The following is a 17117-nucleotide window of genomic DNA, read 5'->3' on the forward strand; positions in this document are numbered from 1 at the left end:
CTTGCGCTAGGCCTGCCCGCAGGCGGCCAGCACCAACTCACGCACCCGAGCCGCGTCGGCTTGCCCGCGGGTGGCCTTCATGACCGCACCCACGATCGCGCCGGCCGCGGCCACCTTGCCGCCACGGATCTTTTCCGCCACATCGGGATTGGCGGCCAGGGCCTCGTCGACCGCGGCTTGGGTGACCGAGTCGTCACGGACCAGCACCAGACCACGGGCGGTCATCACCTGCTCGGGTTCACCCTCTCCGGCCAGCACACCTTCGACGACCTGGCGGGCCAGCTTGTTGGACAGCTTGCCCTCGTCGACCAGTGCGATCACCGCGGCGACCTGGGCGGGCGTGATGGCCAGCTCGTCCAACTCGATGTTCGCCTCGTTGGCCTTCTGCACCAGGAAATTTCCCCACCAGGAACGCGCGTCCTTGCTGGAGGCGCCGTGCTTGATTGTCGCGGTGACCAATTCGACCGCGCCGGCGTTGACAAGGTCACGCATCACCTCGTCGGAAACACCCCACTCGTCCTGAATCCGCTTGCGGCTCAACCACGGAAGCTCTGGAATAGTCTGGCGCAATTGCTCGACCTGCTCGCGGCTGGGTGCGACGGGTTCCAGGTCGGGCTCGGGAAAATAGCGGTAATCCTGCGCAGTTTCCTTCGCGCGGCCCGCGCTGGTGGTACCACCCGCCTCCTGAAAATGCCTGGTTTCCTGCCGAATTGAACCGCCGGACACCAGAACGGCAGCCTGGCGCTGCATTTCGTAACGCACCGCGACTTCAACGCTTTTCAGCGAGTTGACGTTCTTGGTCTCGGTGCGGGTGCCGAACTCGGTGGCACCGGTCGGCTTCAGTGACACGTTGGAATCACAACGCATCGAACCTTGGTCCATGCGTACGTCGGATACTTCCAACGCGCGCAGCAGGTCTCGCAGTGCCGTCACGTAAGCGCGAGCGATCTGCGGCGCCCGGGCTCCGGCTCCCTCGATGGGCTTGGTGACGATTTCGATCAGGGGCACGCCGGCACGGTTGTAGTCGATCAGCGACGTCGTCGCGCCGTGAATGCGGCCCGTCTCGCTACCCAGGTGAGTGAGCTTGCCGGTGTCCTCTTCCATGTGAGCACGCTCGATCTCGACCCGCCAGGTGGTGCTGTCTTCCAGCGGCGCTTCCAGGTAACCGTTGATCGCTATCGGCTCGTCGTACTGCGAAATCTGGTAGTTCTTCGGCATGTCCGGGTAGAAGTAGTTCTTCCGGGCGAAGCGGCACCACGGCACGATCTCGCAATTCAGGGCCAGCCCGATGCGGATCGCCGACTCGACGGCGGTTCGGTTGAGCACCGGCAGTGAGCCCGGCAACCCCAGGCACACCGGGCACACCTGGGTGTTGGGTTCGGCACCGAATGTGGTGGAGCAGCCGCAGAACATCTTGGTCGCGGTCGACAGCTCGACGTGTACTTCCAGCCCGAGCACCGGGTCGAAACGCGCCAGGACGTCGTCGTAATCCAGCAGCTCAGCCGCCCCGGAAGTCACAGTCATGGGATCGATCCTAGTGGTGGCGCAGCGGTCCGCGGGGCCCGGCACAACAGCCGGCGATCAGGACAACCGGGGTTCCCGCCAGGACCCCAGCGGGGCATCGTGGCCTACGGCCCGGCCGGCAGCGATGTCGCCCAGCGCCGCCGCGATCTCGAGATAGCCGCGCCGGCTCTCCTTACTCAACCGGTCCAGCCCGAGTTCCTTGCCCTCGTGCACGTGGCGATCGAACGGCAAGACCACAGTGGCGCCGACGCGAGCCGACAGCTCCTCGAATTCCTTGCTGACCACGCCGTCCAGCTTGGCCGGTTCGGTGTAGTTCATGGCCAGTACCGTCGATGCCATCAGTCGCCGATACCCGTTGTTGGACAACCACTCCAGCGTTGTTCTGGTCTTTCGTACCGCATCGATGGAGGTGCCGCTGACCACCACCAGGGCTCGCGCCTCGGGCAAGACCGCGTCCATCACATGAGAGTTGATCGCCTTGACGCAATCCACCAGCACCACCGAATAGTGTTTGCGCAGAATCGAGAATGCCTTGGCGATGTCCGGGCGCTCCAACCGCCAGTCGGTGCGGCCGTAGTCGGGCAGCCCAAGCACTTCCAGGCCGAAGCTGTTCATGTGGGTGTGCGCCCGGATCTCGGCATAGTGAGTGACCGAGTCGCGTGCGAGCAGGTCGGCCAGGCTCAGCGGGTTGCGGCGGCCGTGTCGATGCGCCAGGTCGCCGGCGTCGATGTCGACGGCGATGACCCGGTCGCCGCGTGCCTCGGCGAGGGTCGAGCCGAGCGCCTCGACAACCGCGGTCTTGCCGACGCCGCCCTTGAAGTTGAGCACGGCGATCGGGAATGTGCCGCCGATGCCGGTGCCGATCCGTTCGCGCAGTGCCTGTTCGTATGCGGCGGACTTGCCCGGACCGAGATCGATCCCGGTCACCCGGTGCAGCACCTCTCGCCAGCCGCGCCGGCCCGACTCCGCGTTTTCCCGGTGGCTCAGTCCGTCGAGAGCCGTCCCGCCCAGGGTCAGATCGCGGCGATACGGCGCTGCGGCCCGCCGTGCCCGGATCAGCCGGGACGGGGTCGGCGGGCCGGCCAGCCGCGACGGACGACCTGGCGGTGGGTAGCGCGGCTCCGGCACCGTGGCCGCGCTCGGGTCGGCGTCGGCGCGCCAGCGTGGCACCAAAGGTGCTGGTTTCGCCGAATTCGACGGATGCACCGGAGCAGCAGATAGGGCATTGACTCCGCGAACCCCCTCGCGGTTACTCATACCCGCTGGTGTAGCCGTTTTGACCTGGTGGTTAAACCAGGAAAATGGGCGCGGCCCCGGTCGGGCGGCAAATGCGGATGGTCGTCAGGCTCGTGGCACCGGCTGTCTGCGCACCGCTGCGGTGTCAGCCGAAGAAGGCGGCGGCCTCGTCGTGGCGGGCGTCGGGCACCAGCTTGAGCTGGCGCACGGCGTCGGCCAGTGGAACGCGGCCGATGTCTTGTCCGCGCAGCGACACCATCTGGCCGTACTCGCCCGCATGCGCGGCGTCGGCCGCGTTGACCCCGAACCGGGTGGCCAGCACCCGGTCGTACGCCGTCGGGATACCGCCGCGCTGGACGTGGCCCAACACGGTCACCCGGACCTCCTTGTTGATCCGCCTCTCCACCGCGATACCCAACTGCTGTGCCACGCCGGTGAACTTCTCGTGGCCGAACTCGTCAATCCCGCCCTCGCGCAACGGGATCGAGCCGGGGATCGGCTTGGCCCCCTCGGCCACCACGCAGATGAAGTGCGAATCACCGCGCTGGAAGCGGCGTTTGACCAGCCGGCACACATCCTCGATGTCGAAGGGCTGTTCGGGGATCAGCGTCATGTGCGCACCGGAAGCCAGCCCCGCGTTCAGCGCGATCCAGCCCGCGTGGCGGCCCATCACCTCCACCAGCATCACCCGCTGGTGGGACTCCGCGGTGCTGTGTAAGCGGTCGATCGCGTCGGTCGCGACGGTCAGAGCCGTGTCGTGACCGAAAGTCACATCGGTGCAGTCGATGTCGTTGTCGATCGTCTTCGGCACGCCGACAACGGGAACGTTCTCGTCCGACAACCAGTGCGCGGCCGTCAGCGTGCCTTCACCGCCGATCGGGATCAGCACATCGATGCCGTTGTCGTCCAGGGTCTGCTTGATCTGATCCAGCCCGGCCCGCAGCTTGTCGGGGTGTACGCGGGCGGTGCCCAGCACCGTTCCACCCTTGGCCAGCAGCCGGTCATTGCGGTCGTCGTTCTGCAGCTGGATGCGCCGGTTTTCCAGCAACCCGCGCCACCCGTCTTCGAAGCCGACCACCGACGAGCCGTAGCGGGCGTCGCAGGTGCGTACCACCGCCCGGATAACAGCGTTGAGCCCCGGACAGTCGCCGCCTCCAGTGAGAATTCCGATCCGCATTCCCTTATCTTGCCCGTGCCGACCGGCGGCAGGGCAAGCTGGGGCACCGCGCGGCTAGACGGTCGGCGCCACCGGCAGCGGTCCGCGCGCGGCCTCGTAGGCGGCACCGACGCGATAAAGACGGTCGTCGGCCAGCGCGGGCGCCATGATCTGCAGCCCCACCGGCAGCTGGTCGTCCGGAGACAGCCCCGACGGCACCGACATCCCGCAATGCCCGGCCAGGTTCAGCGGCAGCGTGCACAGGTCGAACAGGTACATGGCCAGCGGATCGTCGACCTTCTCCCCCAGCCGGAACGCGGTGGTCGGGGTCGCCGGCGACACCAGAACGTCGACGGATTGGTAGGCCCGGTCCAGATCCCGGGCGATCAGGGTGCGCACTTTCTGCGCTTGGTTGTAATAGGCATCGTAGTAGCCCGCGGAGAGCGCGTAGGCGCCAATCATGATGCGGCGCTTGACTTCCGGCCCGAAGCCCGCGGCCCGCGTCAGCGCCATCACTTCCTCGGCGCTGTGGCTGCCGTCGTCACCGACCCGCAGCCCGTAGCGCATCGCATCGAAACGCGCCAGGTTGCTGGACACCTCCGACGGCAGGATCAGGTAGTAGGCCGGCAGCGCGTAATCGAAGTGCGGGCAGTCGACTTCGCTCACCTCGGCACCCAGCGCGGTCAACTGCTCCACCGCGGCCTCGAACGACGCCAGCACCCCGGGCTGGTAGCCCTCGCCCCGCAGCTGGGAGACCACACCGATCCGCACGCCGCTCAGATCGCCTTGCGCGCCCGCCCTGGCGGCGCCCAGCACGTCGGGCACCGCGGCATCGATGGAGGTGGAGTCCACTGGGTCGTGCCCGGCGATCACTTGATGCAGCAGCGCGGTGTCCAGCACGCTGCGCGCGCACGGGCCGCCCTGATCCAGCGACGATGCGCAGGCCACCAGGCCGTAGCGGGAGACCGTGCCGTAGGTGGGTTTGACCCCGACGGTCGCGGTCAGCGCCGCGGGCTGGCGAATCGAGCCCCCGGTGTCGGTGCCGATGGCCAGCGGGGCCTGGAAGGAGGCCAGCGCCGCAGCGCTGCCACCGCCCGAGCCGCCGGGCACCCGCTCGAGGTCCCACGGGTTACGGGTGGGGCCGTAGGCCGAGTTCTCTGTCGAGCTGCCCATCGCGAACTCGTCCATGTTGGTCTTGCCCAGGATCGGGATGCCGGCGGCGCGCAGCCGGGCAGTGACGGTGGCGTCGTACGGCGAACGCCAGCCCTGCAGGATTTTGGATCCGCAGGTGGTGGGCATGTCGACGGTCGTGAACACGTCTTTGAGCGCCAACGGAACACCGGCCAGGGCCGAGGGCAGCTGCTCTCCGGCGGCCACCGCCGCGTCGACAGCGGCCGCCGCCGCCAGCGCCTCGTCGGCTGCGACGTGCAGAAACGCGCCGTACCGGTCGTCGGTCGCCGCGATCTGATCCAGGCAGGCCTGGGTGATCTCGACCGATGACAGCTCTTTGGCGGCGACCTTGGCGGCCAGCGTCGCCGCGTCGGATCGGATGATCTCGTTCACTCGCTGTCCCCGAGGATCTGCGGCACGGCGAAGCGGCCGTCAACGACTTCCGGCGCCCCGGCCAGCGCCTCCTGCTGCGTCAGACACGGCCTGGTCTCGTCCGGGCGGGTGACGTTGACGTCCTTGAGCGGGTTGTCGGTCGGCTCGACGCCGGTGACATCGACCGCCTGGATCTGGCTGACGTGGGTCAGGATGGCGTCGAGTTGGCCGGCGAAGCCATCCAACTCGGTATCGGTCAACGCCAGCCTGGCCAGCTTGGCCAGGTGCGCTACCTCGTCGCGGGAGATCTGGGACACGAGCGAAAAGCCTAACGCGACAGCCCTCGGGCGGTTGCCGACGCCCCGCCCTGCGGAAATGCCGCGTGCTCCGCTCTGTGCAACAGTGGGCGCGTGCCGTCCTATCTGTTGCGCATCGAGCTCGTCGACCGCCCAGGAAGCCTGGGCGCGCTGGCGGTGGCGCTCGGTTCGGTGGGCGCCGACATCCTGTCGCTCGACGTCGTCGAGCGCATCTCCGGGTACGCGACCGACGACCTGGTGATCGAGCTGCCGGCCGGTGCGATGCCCGACACGCTGATCACCGCGGCCGAGTCGCTCAACGGCGTACGAGTAGACAGCGTGCGCCCGCACACCGGCCTGCTGGAAGCGCACCGCGAGCTCGAACTTCTCGACCACGTTGCCGCCGCCAAAAACAAAGCGGCGCGGCTGCAGGTGCTGGCCGACGAAGCGCCCCGAGTGCTGCGGGTGAGCTGGTGCACGGTGTTGCACGGTTCGGACGGTGAACTGCACCGCCTGGCCGCCAGCACGGGTGCACCGGAGACCCGCGCGGTCTCGGCGCCGTGGCTGCCGATCCGGGAGGCCGCGACGCTGGACGGCGCCGCCGAGTGGGTGCCGGAAGCCTGGCGCGACATGGACATCACGCTGGTCGCCGCCCCGCTGGGTGACCCGCACACCGCGGTGGTGCTGGGCCGTCCCGGTCCCGAATTCCGGCCGTCGGAGGTGGCCCGCCTGGGTTACCTGGCCGGGATCGTGGCCACGATGCTGCGCTGACCCGCCACGCCTAGTGCGACCCGGACTTCGATCCGGCCAGCACCGCGTCGTCGTCATCCCACAGCAGCAGTTGACGCACCGCCGGACGCGGGCCATACGGCCGAAGCATGGTGCTGGCCGGACGCGGACGCACCCGTTGCGGCCACCAGAACCAGCGCCCGAGAAGCCTTGCGATAGAAGGCGTCATGAATGAGCGCACAATCAGCGTGTCGAACAACAGCCCAAGGCCGATCGTCGTCCCGATCTGACCGAGAACCTGAAAACCGCTGAAAACAAACGCGCACATGGTGACGGCGAAAACGATGCCGGCCGACGTGACGACCGAGCCGGAGCCGGCCATCGCCCGGATGATGCCGGTATTCAACCCGGCATGGATTTCTTCCTTGAATCTGGAGATCAACAGCAGGTTGTAGTCGGATCCGACCGCCAGCAGCAGGATCACGGCCAGCGCCAGCACCACCCAGTACAGCTGAATGCCGAACATATACTGCCACACCAGAACTGACAGCCCGAACGAAGCACCCAGCGAGAGGGCCACCGTGCCCACGATGACGAGCGCGGCGATCAGGCTGCGGGTGATGATCATCATGATCAGCAGGATGAGGCTCAGCGCCGCGAATGCCACGATCATCAGGTCGTACTTGGCGCCGTCCTGGATGTCCTTGTACGTCGCGGCCGTGCCGCCGAGATAGATCCCCGCGGCCGCCATCGGCGTGCCTTTCAACGCCTCGTGCGCGGCCTTGGCGATCGGATCGATATGCGAAATACCCTCTGTGGTAGCGGGATCGCCCTCATGCGTGACGATCATGCGAGCGGCCTTGCCATCCGGCGAGAGGAACAGTTTCAGCCCGCGTTTGAAGTCAGGGTTGTCGAAAACCTCGGGCGGCAGGTAGAACGTGTCGTCGTTTTTGGCCGCGTCGAAGGCCCGCCCCAACGCCGTGGCGTTGTCGATCGCGGCCGCGGTCTGCGCATAAATACCGGACAGCGTCGCGTAATTCGCCAAAGTCAGATCGTGATTGGTCTGCTGACTGTCGATCTGCGGCGGGATCAGCGCAACCAGTTTCGGCTGCAGCGCGTCAAGCTTGTCCAGCGAAGCCGTCAGGTTTTCGAATTTCTCGGTTAGCTGGTCAATGCCGTCGAGCGCGTCGAAGAGCGACCTGAACGCGAAGCAGGCGGGAATGTCGTAACAATGCTTCTCCCAATAGAAATAGCTGCGAACCGGCCGGAAGAAATCGTCGAAATTCGCGATCTTGTCGCGCAGATCCTGGATCGTGGCGAGCGTGTCGTGAAAGCTTTCGGTCTCGTCGTGGGTGGTGCCGGCAAGCTGCTGCTGCAATACATACTGCTGCTTCAAGATGTTGATGGTCTTGTTCAGTTCATTGGCCTGCTTGAGGGCATCGTCGGCCCGATCTCGTTGATAGGTCAGGTTTTGCTGCTGCGCCGCGGCCTGATTGCTGACCACGAACGCAAGCGAGCTGTGGACCAGCGGGGTTCCCAACGGCCGAGTGATGGTCTGTACCTGCGCGACCCCGGGAACGTGGAATACCGCCTTGGCTACCTTGTCCAGGATGAGCATGCTTTCGGGGTTACGCATGTCGTGATCGGTTTCGACCATCAGCAATTCGGGCTCCAGCCGGGCCCGGGAGAAGTGCTTTTCGGCTTCGGTGTAGCCGATATTGGCCGGCGCGCTGGCGGGCATGTAGGGGCGAGTGTCGTAACTGGTCCGGTAGCCGGGCAAGGCGATGATGCCGACCAGCGCCAGCGCGCACGCGGCCGCGAGAACGGCGCCGGGCCAACGGACGATGGCGGTGCCGATCCGCCGCCAGCCGCGGGTTCTCAACGCCCGTTTGGGGTCGAAGATGCCCGCCTTGGCGCCCAGGGTGAGGATCGCGGGCCCCAGCGTCAGTGCGGCGAACAGTGCGATCAGGACGCCCAAAGCGGCTGGAATGCCGAGACTTTGGAAGTAAGGCAATCGGGTGAAGCTCAGACAGGCCACCGCGCCCGCCACCGTGAGACCCGAACCCAACACGATATGAGTGGTGCCGTGATACATGGTGTAGAAGGCTTTTTCGCGGCTCTCACCGGTGCCGCGCGCTTCTTGATAGCGGCCGACGAAAAATATCGCGTAGTCCGTTCCGGCGGCGATCACCAACAGCGTCAGGATGTTCGTCGCGTAGGTCGACAGCCCGATGATACCGGCGTTTCCGAGAACGGCGACAAGACCTCGGGCGGCCGACATTTCGATGAGGACAGTGGCCAGCACCAGCAGTGTGGTGAGCACCGAGCGGTAAACGAAAAAGAGCATCAACGCGATCATCCCGATGGTGATCGCGGTGACCTTCGCGGTGCCCTTGCTGCCGACGTCGAACTGGTCGGAGATCAGCGGCGCCGCACCGGTCACGTAGGCCTTGACACCCGGTGGCGGCTTCATCCGCTCGATGATGTCGCGGATTGCGCCGACACCCTCGTTGGCCAACGCCGAGCCTTGATTACCGGTCAGGTTGACCTGAACATAGGCGGCCTTGCCGTCGCTGCTTTGCGATCCCGCCGCGGTCAGGGTGTCGCCCCAGTAGTCCTGGACGTGTTCGACGTGCTTCTTGTCCTGCTCGAGCTTGCGGATCATCTCGTCGTAGAAGCGGTGCGCGTCCGCGCCGAGCGGCTTGTCGCCTTCCAGCACGATCATCGCCGAACTGTCGGTGTCGAACTCGTGAAACGCTTGGCCGATGCGCTTGATCGCCTTGAGCGACGGCGCATCTGGCGAGTTCAGCGCCACGTTGTGGGTCTTGCCTACCTCCTCGAGCTGCGGCACCGCAATGTTGGTAACGGCGGCCAGCGCCACCCAGAAGAGCAGGATCGGCAGTGCGAGCCGGCGGATGTTCCGCGGCACAAAGGGCCGCGTCTGCTGTTCGTTGGTTTGGTTGCTCATCCCGACTTATCCAGACAGAAGGTGTAGGCGTCGACTTTGTTGACGGTGCGTTGGTCTTTGACCTCGCCGTTGATGGTGATGCGGCACCCGAGGGTGTCCCCGTTGCCTTGGGCCACGACATTGGCGACGACCGCGGGCTCGGTGGTGGTGATCGTGAACGACCAGGACAGCGGCGCGTCTTTGACTTGCTGCGGCTGTGCGTTGACGTCCAGGTAGTTGATGGTGGCCGTCGCGCCCGGTGCGCCGAAGACCTCGAGCACTACCTGCTTGGGGTTGAACGGCACGATTTCTGCCGCCAGACCGCTATTGGCCCTGGTGGTGTCGTGCGAGCCGAAAATTCCGTGCAACCGGTAGATACCGAACCCCGCGACGGCGACGACGAGTACCGCGACCAACACCATCCACCCTTGTCTCAGCACGGTGGACATTGAAATCGCCTTCACCCGTCGGCCTTTCGATGGTTGGGCGGTTTCGATCACTCTATGACTATCGCGGTTGTCTCACGCCAGCGCGCTCGACAGACTTCACAGTACGGTACTGGACCGTACTGTACAAGAGACGCGACCGTACACATTTGTCGTGGCGCGGGCTTTGGCTTTAGTTGCCGGATCGGGTCAGGCCCGGGATCAGGAATTGGTCGACGAGAAGCTGCACGGTGTGACGAGTGGGCGGCCGGTCGGGGATGATGGACCGGAAGATCAGGTAACCGGGTAGCAGGTCCCAAAGTTCGTCGGCGAGGGCATCTTGGCTGATCTCGCCACGGTCGACGGCCTGTTGCAGGACGTGCTGAATCAAGGCTTTGCGTTGCTTGAGGAATTGCTCCTGCAGGGCGTCATTGAGAGCGGGATGCCGGGACACCTCGACCATCACCGCGCGGATGGTGCTGGCGTGCTGGCGTCCGTGTTCGCCGCAGACTTCGCCGAGACTGATCAAATCGCCGCGTAGCGTGCCGGTGTTGGGCGCGACCGCGACCAGGCGAACGCCTTCGATGAAGGCAGCCAGCACCAGTTCGGCTTTGGAGGGCCAGCGCCGGTACACCGTGGCCTTGCTGGCGTGGGCGGCACTGGCGACCGCGTCCACCGTCAACTGGTCGTAGCCGTGTACTTGCAGCAACCGCAGGGTGACCGCCAGCAGTTCGGCTTCACGCGCAGACCACGGCGATGCCGGGATGCACTGATCTGCCGTCTGGGTCATAGCGCCCACGATAGAGCCGCAACGGCAGTACGGACCAGTACTGCGCTGTTAATCGGCTGTGGTGTCGGTGGCAGGCCCCTCGTCGAGCAGCTTGCGAAACCCGTCCTCGTCGAGGATCGGCACGCCCAGTTCCACCGCTTTGTCGTACTTGGAACCCGGCGAATCACCGGCGACAACGTAGGCGGTGTTCTTCGACACCGAACCGGCGGCCTTGCCGCCGCGGGACACGATGGCTTCCTTGGCGTCGTCGCGGGAAAACACGGTCAGCGAACCGGTGACGACAATGCTGAGCCCGGCCAGTGTGCGCGGCACGCTGGCGTCCCGCTCGTCGGCCATCCGCACGCCGGCCGCTTGCCACTTGTCGACGATCGCGCGGTGCCAGTCGACGGTGAACCATTCGGTGACCGCCGCGGCGATGGTGGGCCCGACGCCCTCGACCGCGGCCAGCTCCTCGGTCGACGCCGACGTGATCGCGTCGAGACTGCCGAACTCGGTTGCCAGGGCACGCGCGGCCGTCGGCCCGACGTGCCGGATCGACAGCGCGACCAGCACCCGCCACAGCGGCTGCGCCTTGGCCTTATCCAGGTTGGCCAGCAACCGTTTACCGTTGGCCGACAGGGTCCCGGCCTTGGTGGTGAACAGCTCGGTGCGCAGCAGGTCGTCTTCGGTGGGGGTGAACAGGTCTCCCTCGTCGGTGATCACCGCGGCCGCCAGCAGTGCGGTGGCGGCCTCGTAGCCCAGACCTTCGATGTCGAACGCGCCGCGGCCGGCGACGTGAAACACCCTCTCCCGCAACTGCGCTGGGCACGACCGGGAGTTTGGGCAACGGATGTCGGCGTCGCCCTCCTTGGCCGGAGCCAGCCGGGTGCCGCACTCGGGACAGTGGGTGGGCATGACGAATTCGCGTTCGGTGCCGTCACGCAGATCGGCCACCGGACCCAGTACTTCGGGAATCACGTCGCCGGCCTTGCGGATCACCACGGTGTCACCGATCAGCACGCCCTTGCGCTTGACCTCGGCGGCGTTGTGCAAGGTCGCCATTTCGACTGTCGACCCGGTCACCTTGACCGGGGTCATGACCGCGAACGGCGTGACGCGTCCGGTCCGGCCGACGTTGACGTTGATGTCGAGCAGCTTGGTCTGCACCTCTTGAGGCGGGTACTTGTAGGCGATCGCCCAGCGCGGCGCCCGAGAGGTCGACCCCAGCCTGCGCTGCAGCGATACATCGTCGATTTTGACGACGACACCGTCGATTTCGTGATCGACGTCGTGGCGGTGCTCGCCCCAATAGGCGATCCGCTCCAGCGCGCCGGCGGCGTTGGCCACGCGGGTGGTGTGTTCGGAAACCGGCAGACCCCAGGCGCCCAGCGCCAGGTAGGCGTCGTGCAGCGAGGCCGGCCGAAATCCCTCCGTGTGTCCCACACCGTGGCAGATCATCCGCAGCTTGCGGCGAGCCGTCACCGCGGGATCCTTCTGCCGAAGCGAACCCGCGGCGCTGTTGCGCGGATTGGCGAACGGCGTCTTGCCGTCCTCGACAAGCGCGGCGTTGAGTGCTTCGAAGTCGGCGAGCCGGAAGAACACCTCGCCGCGTACCTCGAGGACTTTGGGGATCGGATAGCCGTCACTGGCCGTCAGCCGTTCGGGCACGTCGTCGATCGTGCGCGCGTTCAGCGTGACGTCCTCGCCGGTGCGGCCGTCCCCCCGCGTCGCGGCACGCACCAGCCGGCCGTCACGGTAGACCAGCGCCAGCGCGACGCCGTCGATCTTGAGCTCACACAGAAACGGCACGTCTTGAGAACCAGGGGGGCCGACCTCGGCATGGATACGTGCGGCCCACCCGTCGAATTCCTCGCCGCTGAACACGTTGTCCAGCGACAGCATCCGTTCCAGGTGTTCGGCCGAGGTGAAGTCGGTGGCAAAGCCGGCACCGCCGACCAGCTGAGTCGGCGAATCGGGGGTGCGCAGCTCGGGATGCTGCTGCTCGAGCGCGCCCAGCCGCCGCAGCAGATCGTCGAAATCCGCGTCGGAGACGATCGGCGCGTCGCGCACGTAGTAGCGGAACTGGTGTTCGCGCACCTCGTCGGCGAGTTCACGCCAAAGACGCCGAACCTCGGGAGCGACGGGGTCGACTTCTGGCGAACTCACCTTGGCAGGCTATCGAAGGACCCCGACGACACCTAGATGGCGTCGGGGTCCGAAGCGAACGCCTCGGCAGCCTTACGGGCCAGCTCGATCGCGGTGCGGGCCCACTGCGGCGTCGCCGCGGCCAGACCACATGCCGGGGTGACGCCGATACGCTCGCGCAGCGCCGAGCGGCCGAATCCGAGCCGATCGGTCACCGCGACGACCGCGGCGGCCACCTGCTCCGCGACGGGCCTCTTGTCCGGCGCAGTCGCGGCGACGACGCCCAGCATAACCGCGCGACCCGATTCGATGAACGCCGCGATACCGTCCAGGTCCGCTGCCTTGAGCGTGCCCGTGTCGACCGATATGGCACTAATTGCGCTGCGTACCAACAGGTCCCACGGCAATTCAGCGGCACAACTGTGCAGCACCACCTCGGCGCCTGCCGTCTCGGCGCAAGTGTCGAGCAGCGACCCGGCCACCGACTCGTCGAGCGCCGCAACCGGACTCAGCGAGGTGACCCCGCTCAGCCGCCCACCCAGCGCCGCCGGCAACGACGGCTCGTCGAACTGCACCACCACCGGGGTGTCGAGCCGGCGGGACAGCGCCGCGCGGTGGGTGGCAACACCTTCAGCCAGCGACGCCGTCAGATCGCGCACCGCCCCGGGGTCAGTGATCGCCCGATGGCCGTTGGCCAGCTCGAGCCCGGCGGCAAGCGTGATCGGGCCGGGAGCCTGGACCTTGACCACCCGTCCGCCGCCGCGCAGGCCCGCCGTCTCCCAGGCTTCCTCGAGGGCGTCCATATCCTCGTCGAGGAAGCTGACGGCCCGCCGGGTCACGGCGCCGGGACGAGCGGCGATGCGGTATCCGCGCGGCACGGTGTCGATCGGCACGTCGATCAGCAGCGCGCCGGCCCGCCCCAGTAGGTCGGCGCCCACTCCCCTGGCGGGCAGCTCGACGAGGTGTGCCAGCGCTGCTGCCAACTCGCCGACGACAACCTCCGCCGACGGCCGTGCCGCGGTGCCGGGCCACGAACCCACGCCGCTGCCGGTCGCGAAAACACTCACCGGGCAACCGTATTCGACGTCAAATTGCGCCCCGGTGGCCAGGGGTGTTTTGCCGCCGGTCGGCGCGACTACTCTCGAAGGTTTGGAGGGGTGCAAAACGGTGTGGCGCAAGGCAAGATTCGCGTGGCCGCTGCTGATGTGTGGCGCGGTGGTGCTGACTGCCGCATGCACCCGGGTGGTGGACGGTACGGCACTGCCGGGTTTCACCGGCGGCGCCCGGGGCATCAACGGGGTCAACGTCGACACGATCCTGCTGGATCAGCCGCGGATGCGCGCGATCACCGGCGCCGGCGAGCATCTGACGATCGTCCCGTCGATGGACGGCAGCGCTCCGGTCGACATCGAAACGCTCGCCAACACCACGCCGCGGGCATGCCGATTCATCTTTGCCGAGACCGCGACATTCGGGCCCGACATCGAAGAGTTCCACAAGACCACGTTTCAGGATCCGCCCGACGGCGCGCTGATCTCCGAGGGCGCCGCGGCCTATCGCGATGTCGTGACCGCGCAGCACGCGTTCGCCGCTCTGGTCTCGACCGTTACCGACTGCGCCGACGGCTCGGCCGGCCAGCTGATCGTCGGTGACTGGAAGGCCGATGCCAATTCGCTGCACCTGGGACCCGGCGGCTGCGGCCGCGACTACCGGGTGCTGTCGGTGGCCTTGGTGGAAGTCACCTTCTGCGGCTTCCCGCAGTCGGTGTCCGACATCGTGATGACGAATATCACCGCCAACATCCCGCGATAGCGGCGCTCACGGAAGTGTTTGTGGCACAACCGCTATCGTCGTCACCAGTGCGCTGTGGTCATCAACTCGAAGTTCGGGTGGCCGCATTGGATCCACATCGCGATATGCAGGCCGGTGACGGCCGCGGAGACCGCCAGGGCGGCGACCGCAAACGCGAAGCCTTGCTGGCCACGCTGTTTGACCTGCCGCATTCCGGCCAGCGCGAGAACGCTGCTCAGGATCGGGCTGGCGTACATGCCCATGATGCTCAGCACGAATGCCGCAACGGCAAGGCCGTTGGTCTGCATTGCCGGTGCCGCGACCTGGTTTTCGCTCATCGTCTTTCGTTCCTTCTCACTCTGGGACCACCCGACTGTCGACACGAATAGTCTCCGAGAACGCTTGGAAAATTCTTGGAATGCGACGGCGATCGGCGCCGAGCTGGGAAAACTAGCGCGACGTATTGGCGATGGTGGCGCTGCCGAGCACTTCGTCGCCGGCCGAATCCGGGCGATACAGCACGACTGTCTGGCCGCAGGCCACACCGCGCAGCGGGGCACGCAATCGCACGCAAAGCTGGTCGCCGATCAATTCGACCACCGCACTCTCGGTTTCACCGTGGGCTCGCACCTGAACAACGCACTCAATTGGGCCTTCCGGCGCGGCGCCGGCGGTGAACACCGGCTCCCGTCCCGTCAGCGAACGCACTTCGAGGTCCGCGGCGCTGCCCACGTGCACCGTCGCCGTATCAGCATCGATGGCCGTCACGTACCGCGGGCTACCGTCCGGTCCGGGACCGGCGATGCCCAGACCCTTGCGCTGACCGATCGTGAAACCGTGCACGCCGTCGTGGGTGGCCAACACCGCGCCGTCGTCGTTGACCACGTTGCTCTGGCGAACGGCGATGCGCTCCCCCAGAAATGCCCGGGTATCCCCCGATGGAATGAAGCAGATGTCATAGCTGTCGGGCTTGTCTGCGACGGCCAGGCCGCGACGAGCCGCCTCCGCACGAATTTGCGGCTTGGGAGTGTCCCCGACCGGAAAAGCGGCGTGGCGCAACTGCTCTGCGGTCAGCACCGCCAGCACGTAGGACTGATCCTTGTCGCGGTCGACGGCGCGGCGCAGCCGCCCCTGCGACAGCCGGGCATAGTGGCCGGTGACCACCGTGTCGAAACCCAGTGCCACGGCACGCGTGGACAGCGCCGCGAACTTGATGCGCTGATTGCAGCGCACGCACGGATTCGGTGTTTCGCCGCGTGCATACGACGACACGAAATCGTCGATCACATCTTCGGCGAACTTCTCCGCGAAATCCCAAATGTAGAACGGTATTCCGAGCACATCGGCAACGCGTCGCGCGTCAGAGGCATCTTCTTTCGAACAACACCCCCGCGAACCGGTGCGCAGCGTGCCGGGTGCCGACGACAGCGCCAGATGCACGCCGACCACATCGTGGCCGGCATCGACCATCCGAGCGGCGGCGACCGACGAATCGACGCCGCCGCTCATTGCGGCAAGAACTTTCACCCGGACGCCCCCGCCGCGGCCAGAGCCGCTCGCCTGGCCCGGTCCACCGCCGCGGGAAGCACCCGCAGCACCTCGTCGATGTCGGCGTCAACACTGGTGTGCCCCAGCGACAGCCGCAGCGACCCGCGGGCGGTGGCGGCATCGTCGCCCATCGCGATAAGCACGTGCGAGGCCTGCGGGACACCGGCGGTGCACGCCGACCCGGTCGAGCATTCGATTCCGTTGGCATCCAGCAGCATCAACAGCGCGTCGCCTTCGCAGCCGCGAAAAGTGAAGTGGGCATTGCCCGGAAGCCGCGATTCAGCAGACCCGTTGAATCGGACGTCGTCGACCCCGGCCAACACGCCCTCGACCAGACGATCGCGCAATGCACGCAGCCGTGCGCCGTTGACCTCCAGCCCGTCCACGGCGAGCCGAAGCGCCGCGGCCATTGCGACCGCGCCCGCGACATCGGGAGTGCCGGAACGGATATCGCGCTCCTGGCCGCCGCCGTGCAGCAGCGGAACACAGGTCACGTCACGGCGCAGCAGCAGGGCACCCACCGCCGGAGGGCCGCCGAACTTGTGCGCCGCGACGCTCATCGCGGACAGCCCGCTGGCGGCGAAGTCGACGGGCAGCTGCCCGACCGCCTGAACGGCGTCGCTATGCATCGGGACGCCGAATTCGAGGGCGATGGCGGCGAGTTCAGCGATGGGCATGACGGTGCCGACCTCGTTGTTGGCCCACATCACCGACACGAGTGCGACGTCGTCCTGGCTCTGCAGCGCCTCGCGCAGCCCGGCGGCCAACACCGATCCGTCGGCGGCGGTGGGCAGCCAGGTCACCTGGGCGCCCTCGTGCTCGACGAGCCAGTCCACCGAGTCCAGCACCGCGTGGTGTTCCACCTGACTGGTGATGATGCGGCGGTGGCGCGGATCGGCGTCGCGCCGGGCGCGGTAGATCCCCTTGACGGCCAGGTTGTCGCTCTCGGTGCCACCCGCGGTGAAAATCACCTCGGACGGTCGTGCGCCCAGCTTGTCCGCGATCAGCT

At 66.8% G+C, this 17117-nt stretch carries 15 protein-coding genes; 2 read left to right on the forward strand and 13 right to left on the reverse strand.

Annotation, left to right across the window (positions count from 1 at the left end):
• Positions 1 to 6: 6 nt before the first annotated feature.
• From gatB to gatC, 5 genes are all read right to left on the reverse strand, one after another.
• A complete protein-coding gene (gatB, locus tag DB708_RS04060; RefSeq protein ID WP_108920682.1) occupies positions 7 to 1524 on the reverse strand; it encodes an Asp-tRNA(Asn)/Glu-tRNA(Gln) amidotransferase subunit GatB in 1518 nt (505 codons plus the stop codon).
• 57 nt (positions 1525 to 1581) lie between these two features.
• On the reverse strand, positions 1582 to 2781 hold the full coding sequence (locus DB708_RS04065) for a MinD/ParA family ATP-binding protein (RefSeq protein WP_108920683.1): 1200 nt from the start codon (positions 2779 to 2781) through the stop codon (positions 1582 to 1584).
• Positions 2782 to 2905: 124 nt separating this feature from the next.
• Positions 2906 to 3937, reverse strand: coding sequence for an ATP-dependent 6-phosphofructokinase (locus tag DB708_RS04070; protein ID WP_108920684.1), 1032 nt, complete (start codon positions 3935 to 3937; stop codon positions 2906 to 2908).
• A 54-nt stretch (positions 3938 to 3991) separates the two neighbouring features.
• Complete coding sequence (gene gatA / locus DB708_RS04075; RefSeq protein WP_108920685.1) at positions 3992 to 5479, reverse strand: Asp-tRNA(Asn)/Glu-tRNA(Gln) amidotransferase subunit GatA; 1488 nt, start codon at positions 5477 to 5479, stop codon at positions 3992 to 3994.
• Positions 5476 to 5775: an Asp-tRNA(Asn)/Glu-tRNA(Gln) amidotransferase subunit GatC gene (gene gatC, locus DB708_RS04080; RefSeq protein WP_108920686.1), complete on the reverse strand. Its 300-nt coding sequence runs from the start codon at positions 5773 to 5775 to the stop codon at positions 5476 to 5478. The genes gatA and gatC overlap by 4 nt, the downstream gene beginning before the upstream one ends.
• A gap of 93 nt (positions 5776 to 5868) precedes the next feature.
• On the opposite strand from gatC, the gene DB708_RS04085 reads away from it, so the two are divergent.
• A complete protein-coding gene (locus DB708_RS04085) occupies positions 5869 to 6525 on the forward strand; it encodes an ACT domain-containing protein (RefSeq protein ID WP_108920687.1) in 657 nt (218 codons plus the stop codon).
• A gap of 10 nt (positions 6526 to 6535) precedes the next feature.
• Here the strand turns inward: DB708_RS04085 and DB708_RS04090 are convergent, their stop codons facing one another.
• From DB708_RS04090 to DB708_RS04110, 5 genes are all read right to left on the reverse strand, one after another.
• Positions 6536 to 9451, reverse strand: a complete 2916-nt coding sequence (locus DB708_RS04090; protein ID WP_108920688.1) for an MMPL/RND family transporter — start codon at positions 9449 to 9451, stop codon at positions 6536 to 6538.
• Complete coding sequence (locus DB708_RS04095; RefSeq protein ID WP_201263415.1) at positions 9448 to 9879, reverse strand: MmpS family transport accessory protein; 432 nt, start codon at positions 9877 to 9879, stop codon at positions 9448 to 9450. The genes DB708_RS04090 and DB708_RS04095 overlap by 4 nt, the downstream gene beginning before the upstream one ends.
• A gap of 169 nt (positions 9880 to 10048) precedes the next feature.
• On the reverse strand, positions 10049 to 10657 hold the full coding sequence (locus DB708_RS04100) for a TetR/AcrR family transcriptional regulator (RefSeq protein ID WP_108920689.1): 609 nt from the start codon (positions 10655 to 10657) through the stop codon (positions 10049 to 10051).
• A 36-nt stretch (positions 10658 to 10693) separates the two neighbouring features.
• Positions 10694 to 12790, reverse strand: coding sequence for an NAD-dependent DNA ligase LigA (gene ligA, locus DB708_RS04105; RefSeq protein WP_108920690.1), 2097 nt, complete (start codon positions 12788 to 12790; stop codon positions 10694 to 10696).
• Positions 12791 to 12822: 32 nt separating this feature from the next.
• Positions 12823 to 13836 carry a uroporphyrinogen decarboxylase/cobalamine-independent methonine synthase family protein gene (locus tag DB708_RS04110; RefSeq protein ID WP_108920691.1) on the reverse strand — a complete coding sequence of 338 codons (1014 nt, stop codon included), beginning with the start codon at positions 13834 to 13836 and terminating at the stop codon, positions 12823 to 12825.
• A 136-nt stretch (positions 13837 to 13972) separates the two neighbouring features.
• On the opposite strand from DB708_RS04110, the gene DB708_RS04115 reads away from it, so the two are divergent.
• Positions 13973 to 14581 (forward strand): sensor domain-containing protein, encoded by a 609-nt coding sequence (locus DB708_RS04115; RefSeq protein WP_108920976.1) that lies wholly within the window; start codon positions 13973 to 13975, stop codon positions 14579 to 14581.
• Between the two features lie 41 nt (positions 14582 to 14622).
• Here the strand turns inward: DB708_RS04115 and DB708_RS04120 are convergent, their stop codons facing one another.
• The 3 genes from DB708_RS04120 to DB708_RS04130 all read right to left on the reverse strand — a co-directional run.
• Positions 14623 to 14898: a hypothetical protein gene (locus DB708_RS04120; protein ID WP_108920692.1), complete on the reverse strand. Its 276-nt coding sequence runs from the start codon at positions 14896 to 14898 to the stop codon at positions 14623 to 14625.
• Positions 14899 to 15010: 112 nt separating this feature from the next.
• Positions 15011 to 16087 carry a tRNA 2-thiouridine(34) synthase MnmA gene (mnmA, locus tag DB708_RS04125; RefSeq protein ID WP_108920693.1) on the reverse strand — a complete coding sequence of 359 codons (1077 nt, stop codon included), beginning with the start codon at positions 16085 to 16087 and terminating at the stop codon, positions 15011 to 15013.
• Positions 16084 to 17117 (reverse strand): cysteine desulfurase family protein (locus tag DB708_RS04130; RefSeq protein WP_108920694.1); only part of this gene is annotated, 1034 nt, incomplete at its 5' end. The genes DB708_RS04130 and mnmA, both read right to left, overlap by 4 nt.

It is taken from the genome of Mycobacterium montefiorense, assembly GCF_003112775.1.
GTDB lineage: Bacteria > Actinomycetota > Actinomycetes > Mycobacteriales > Mycobacteriaceae > Mycobacterium > Mycobacterium montefiorense.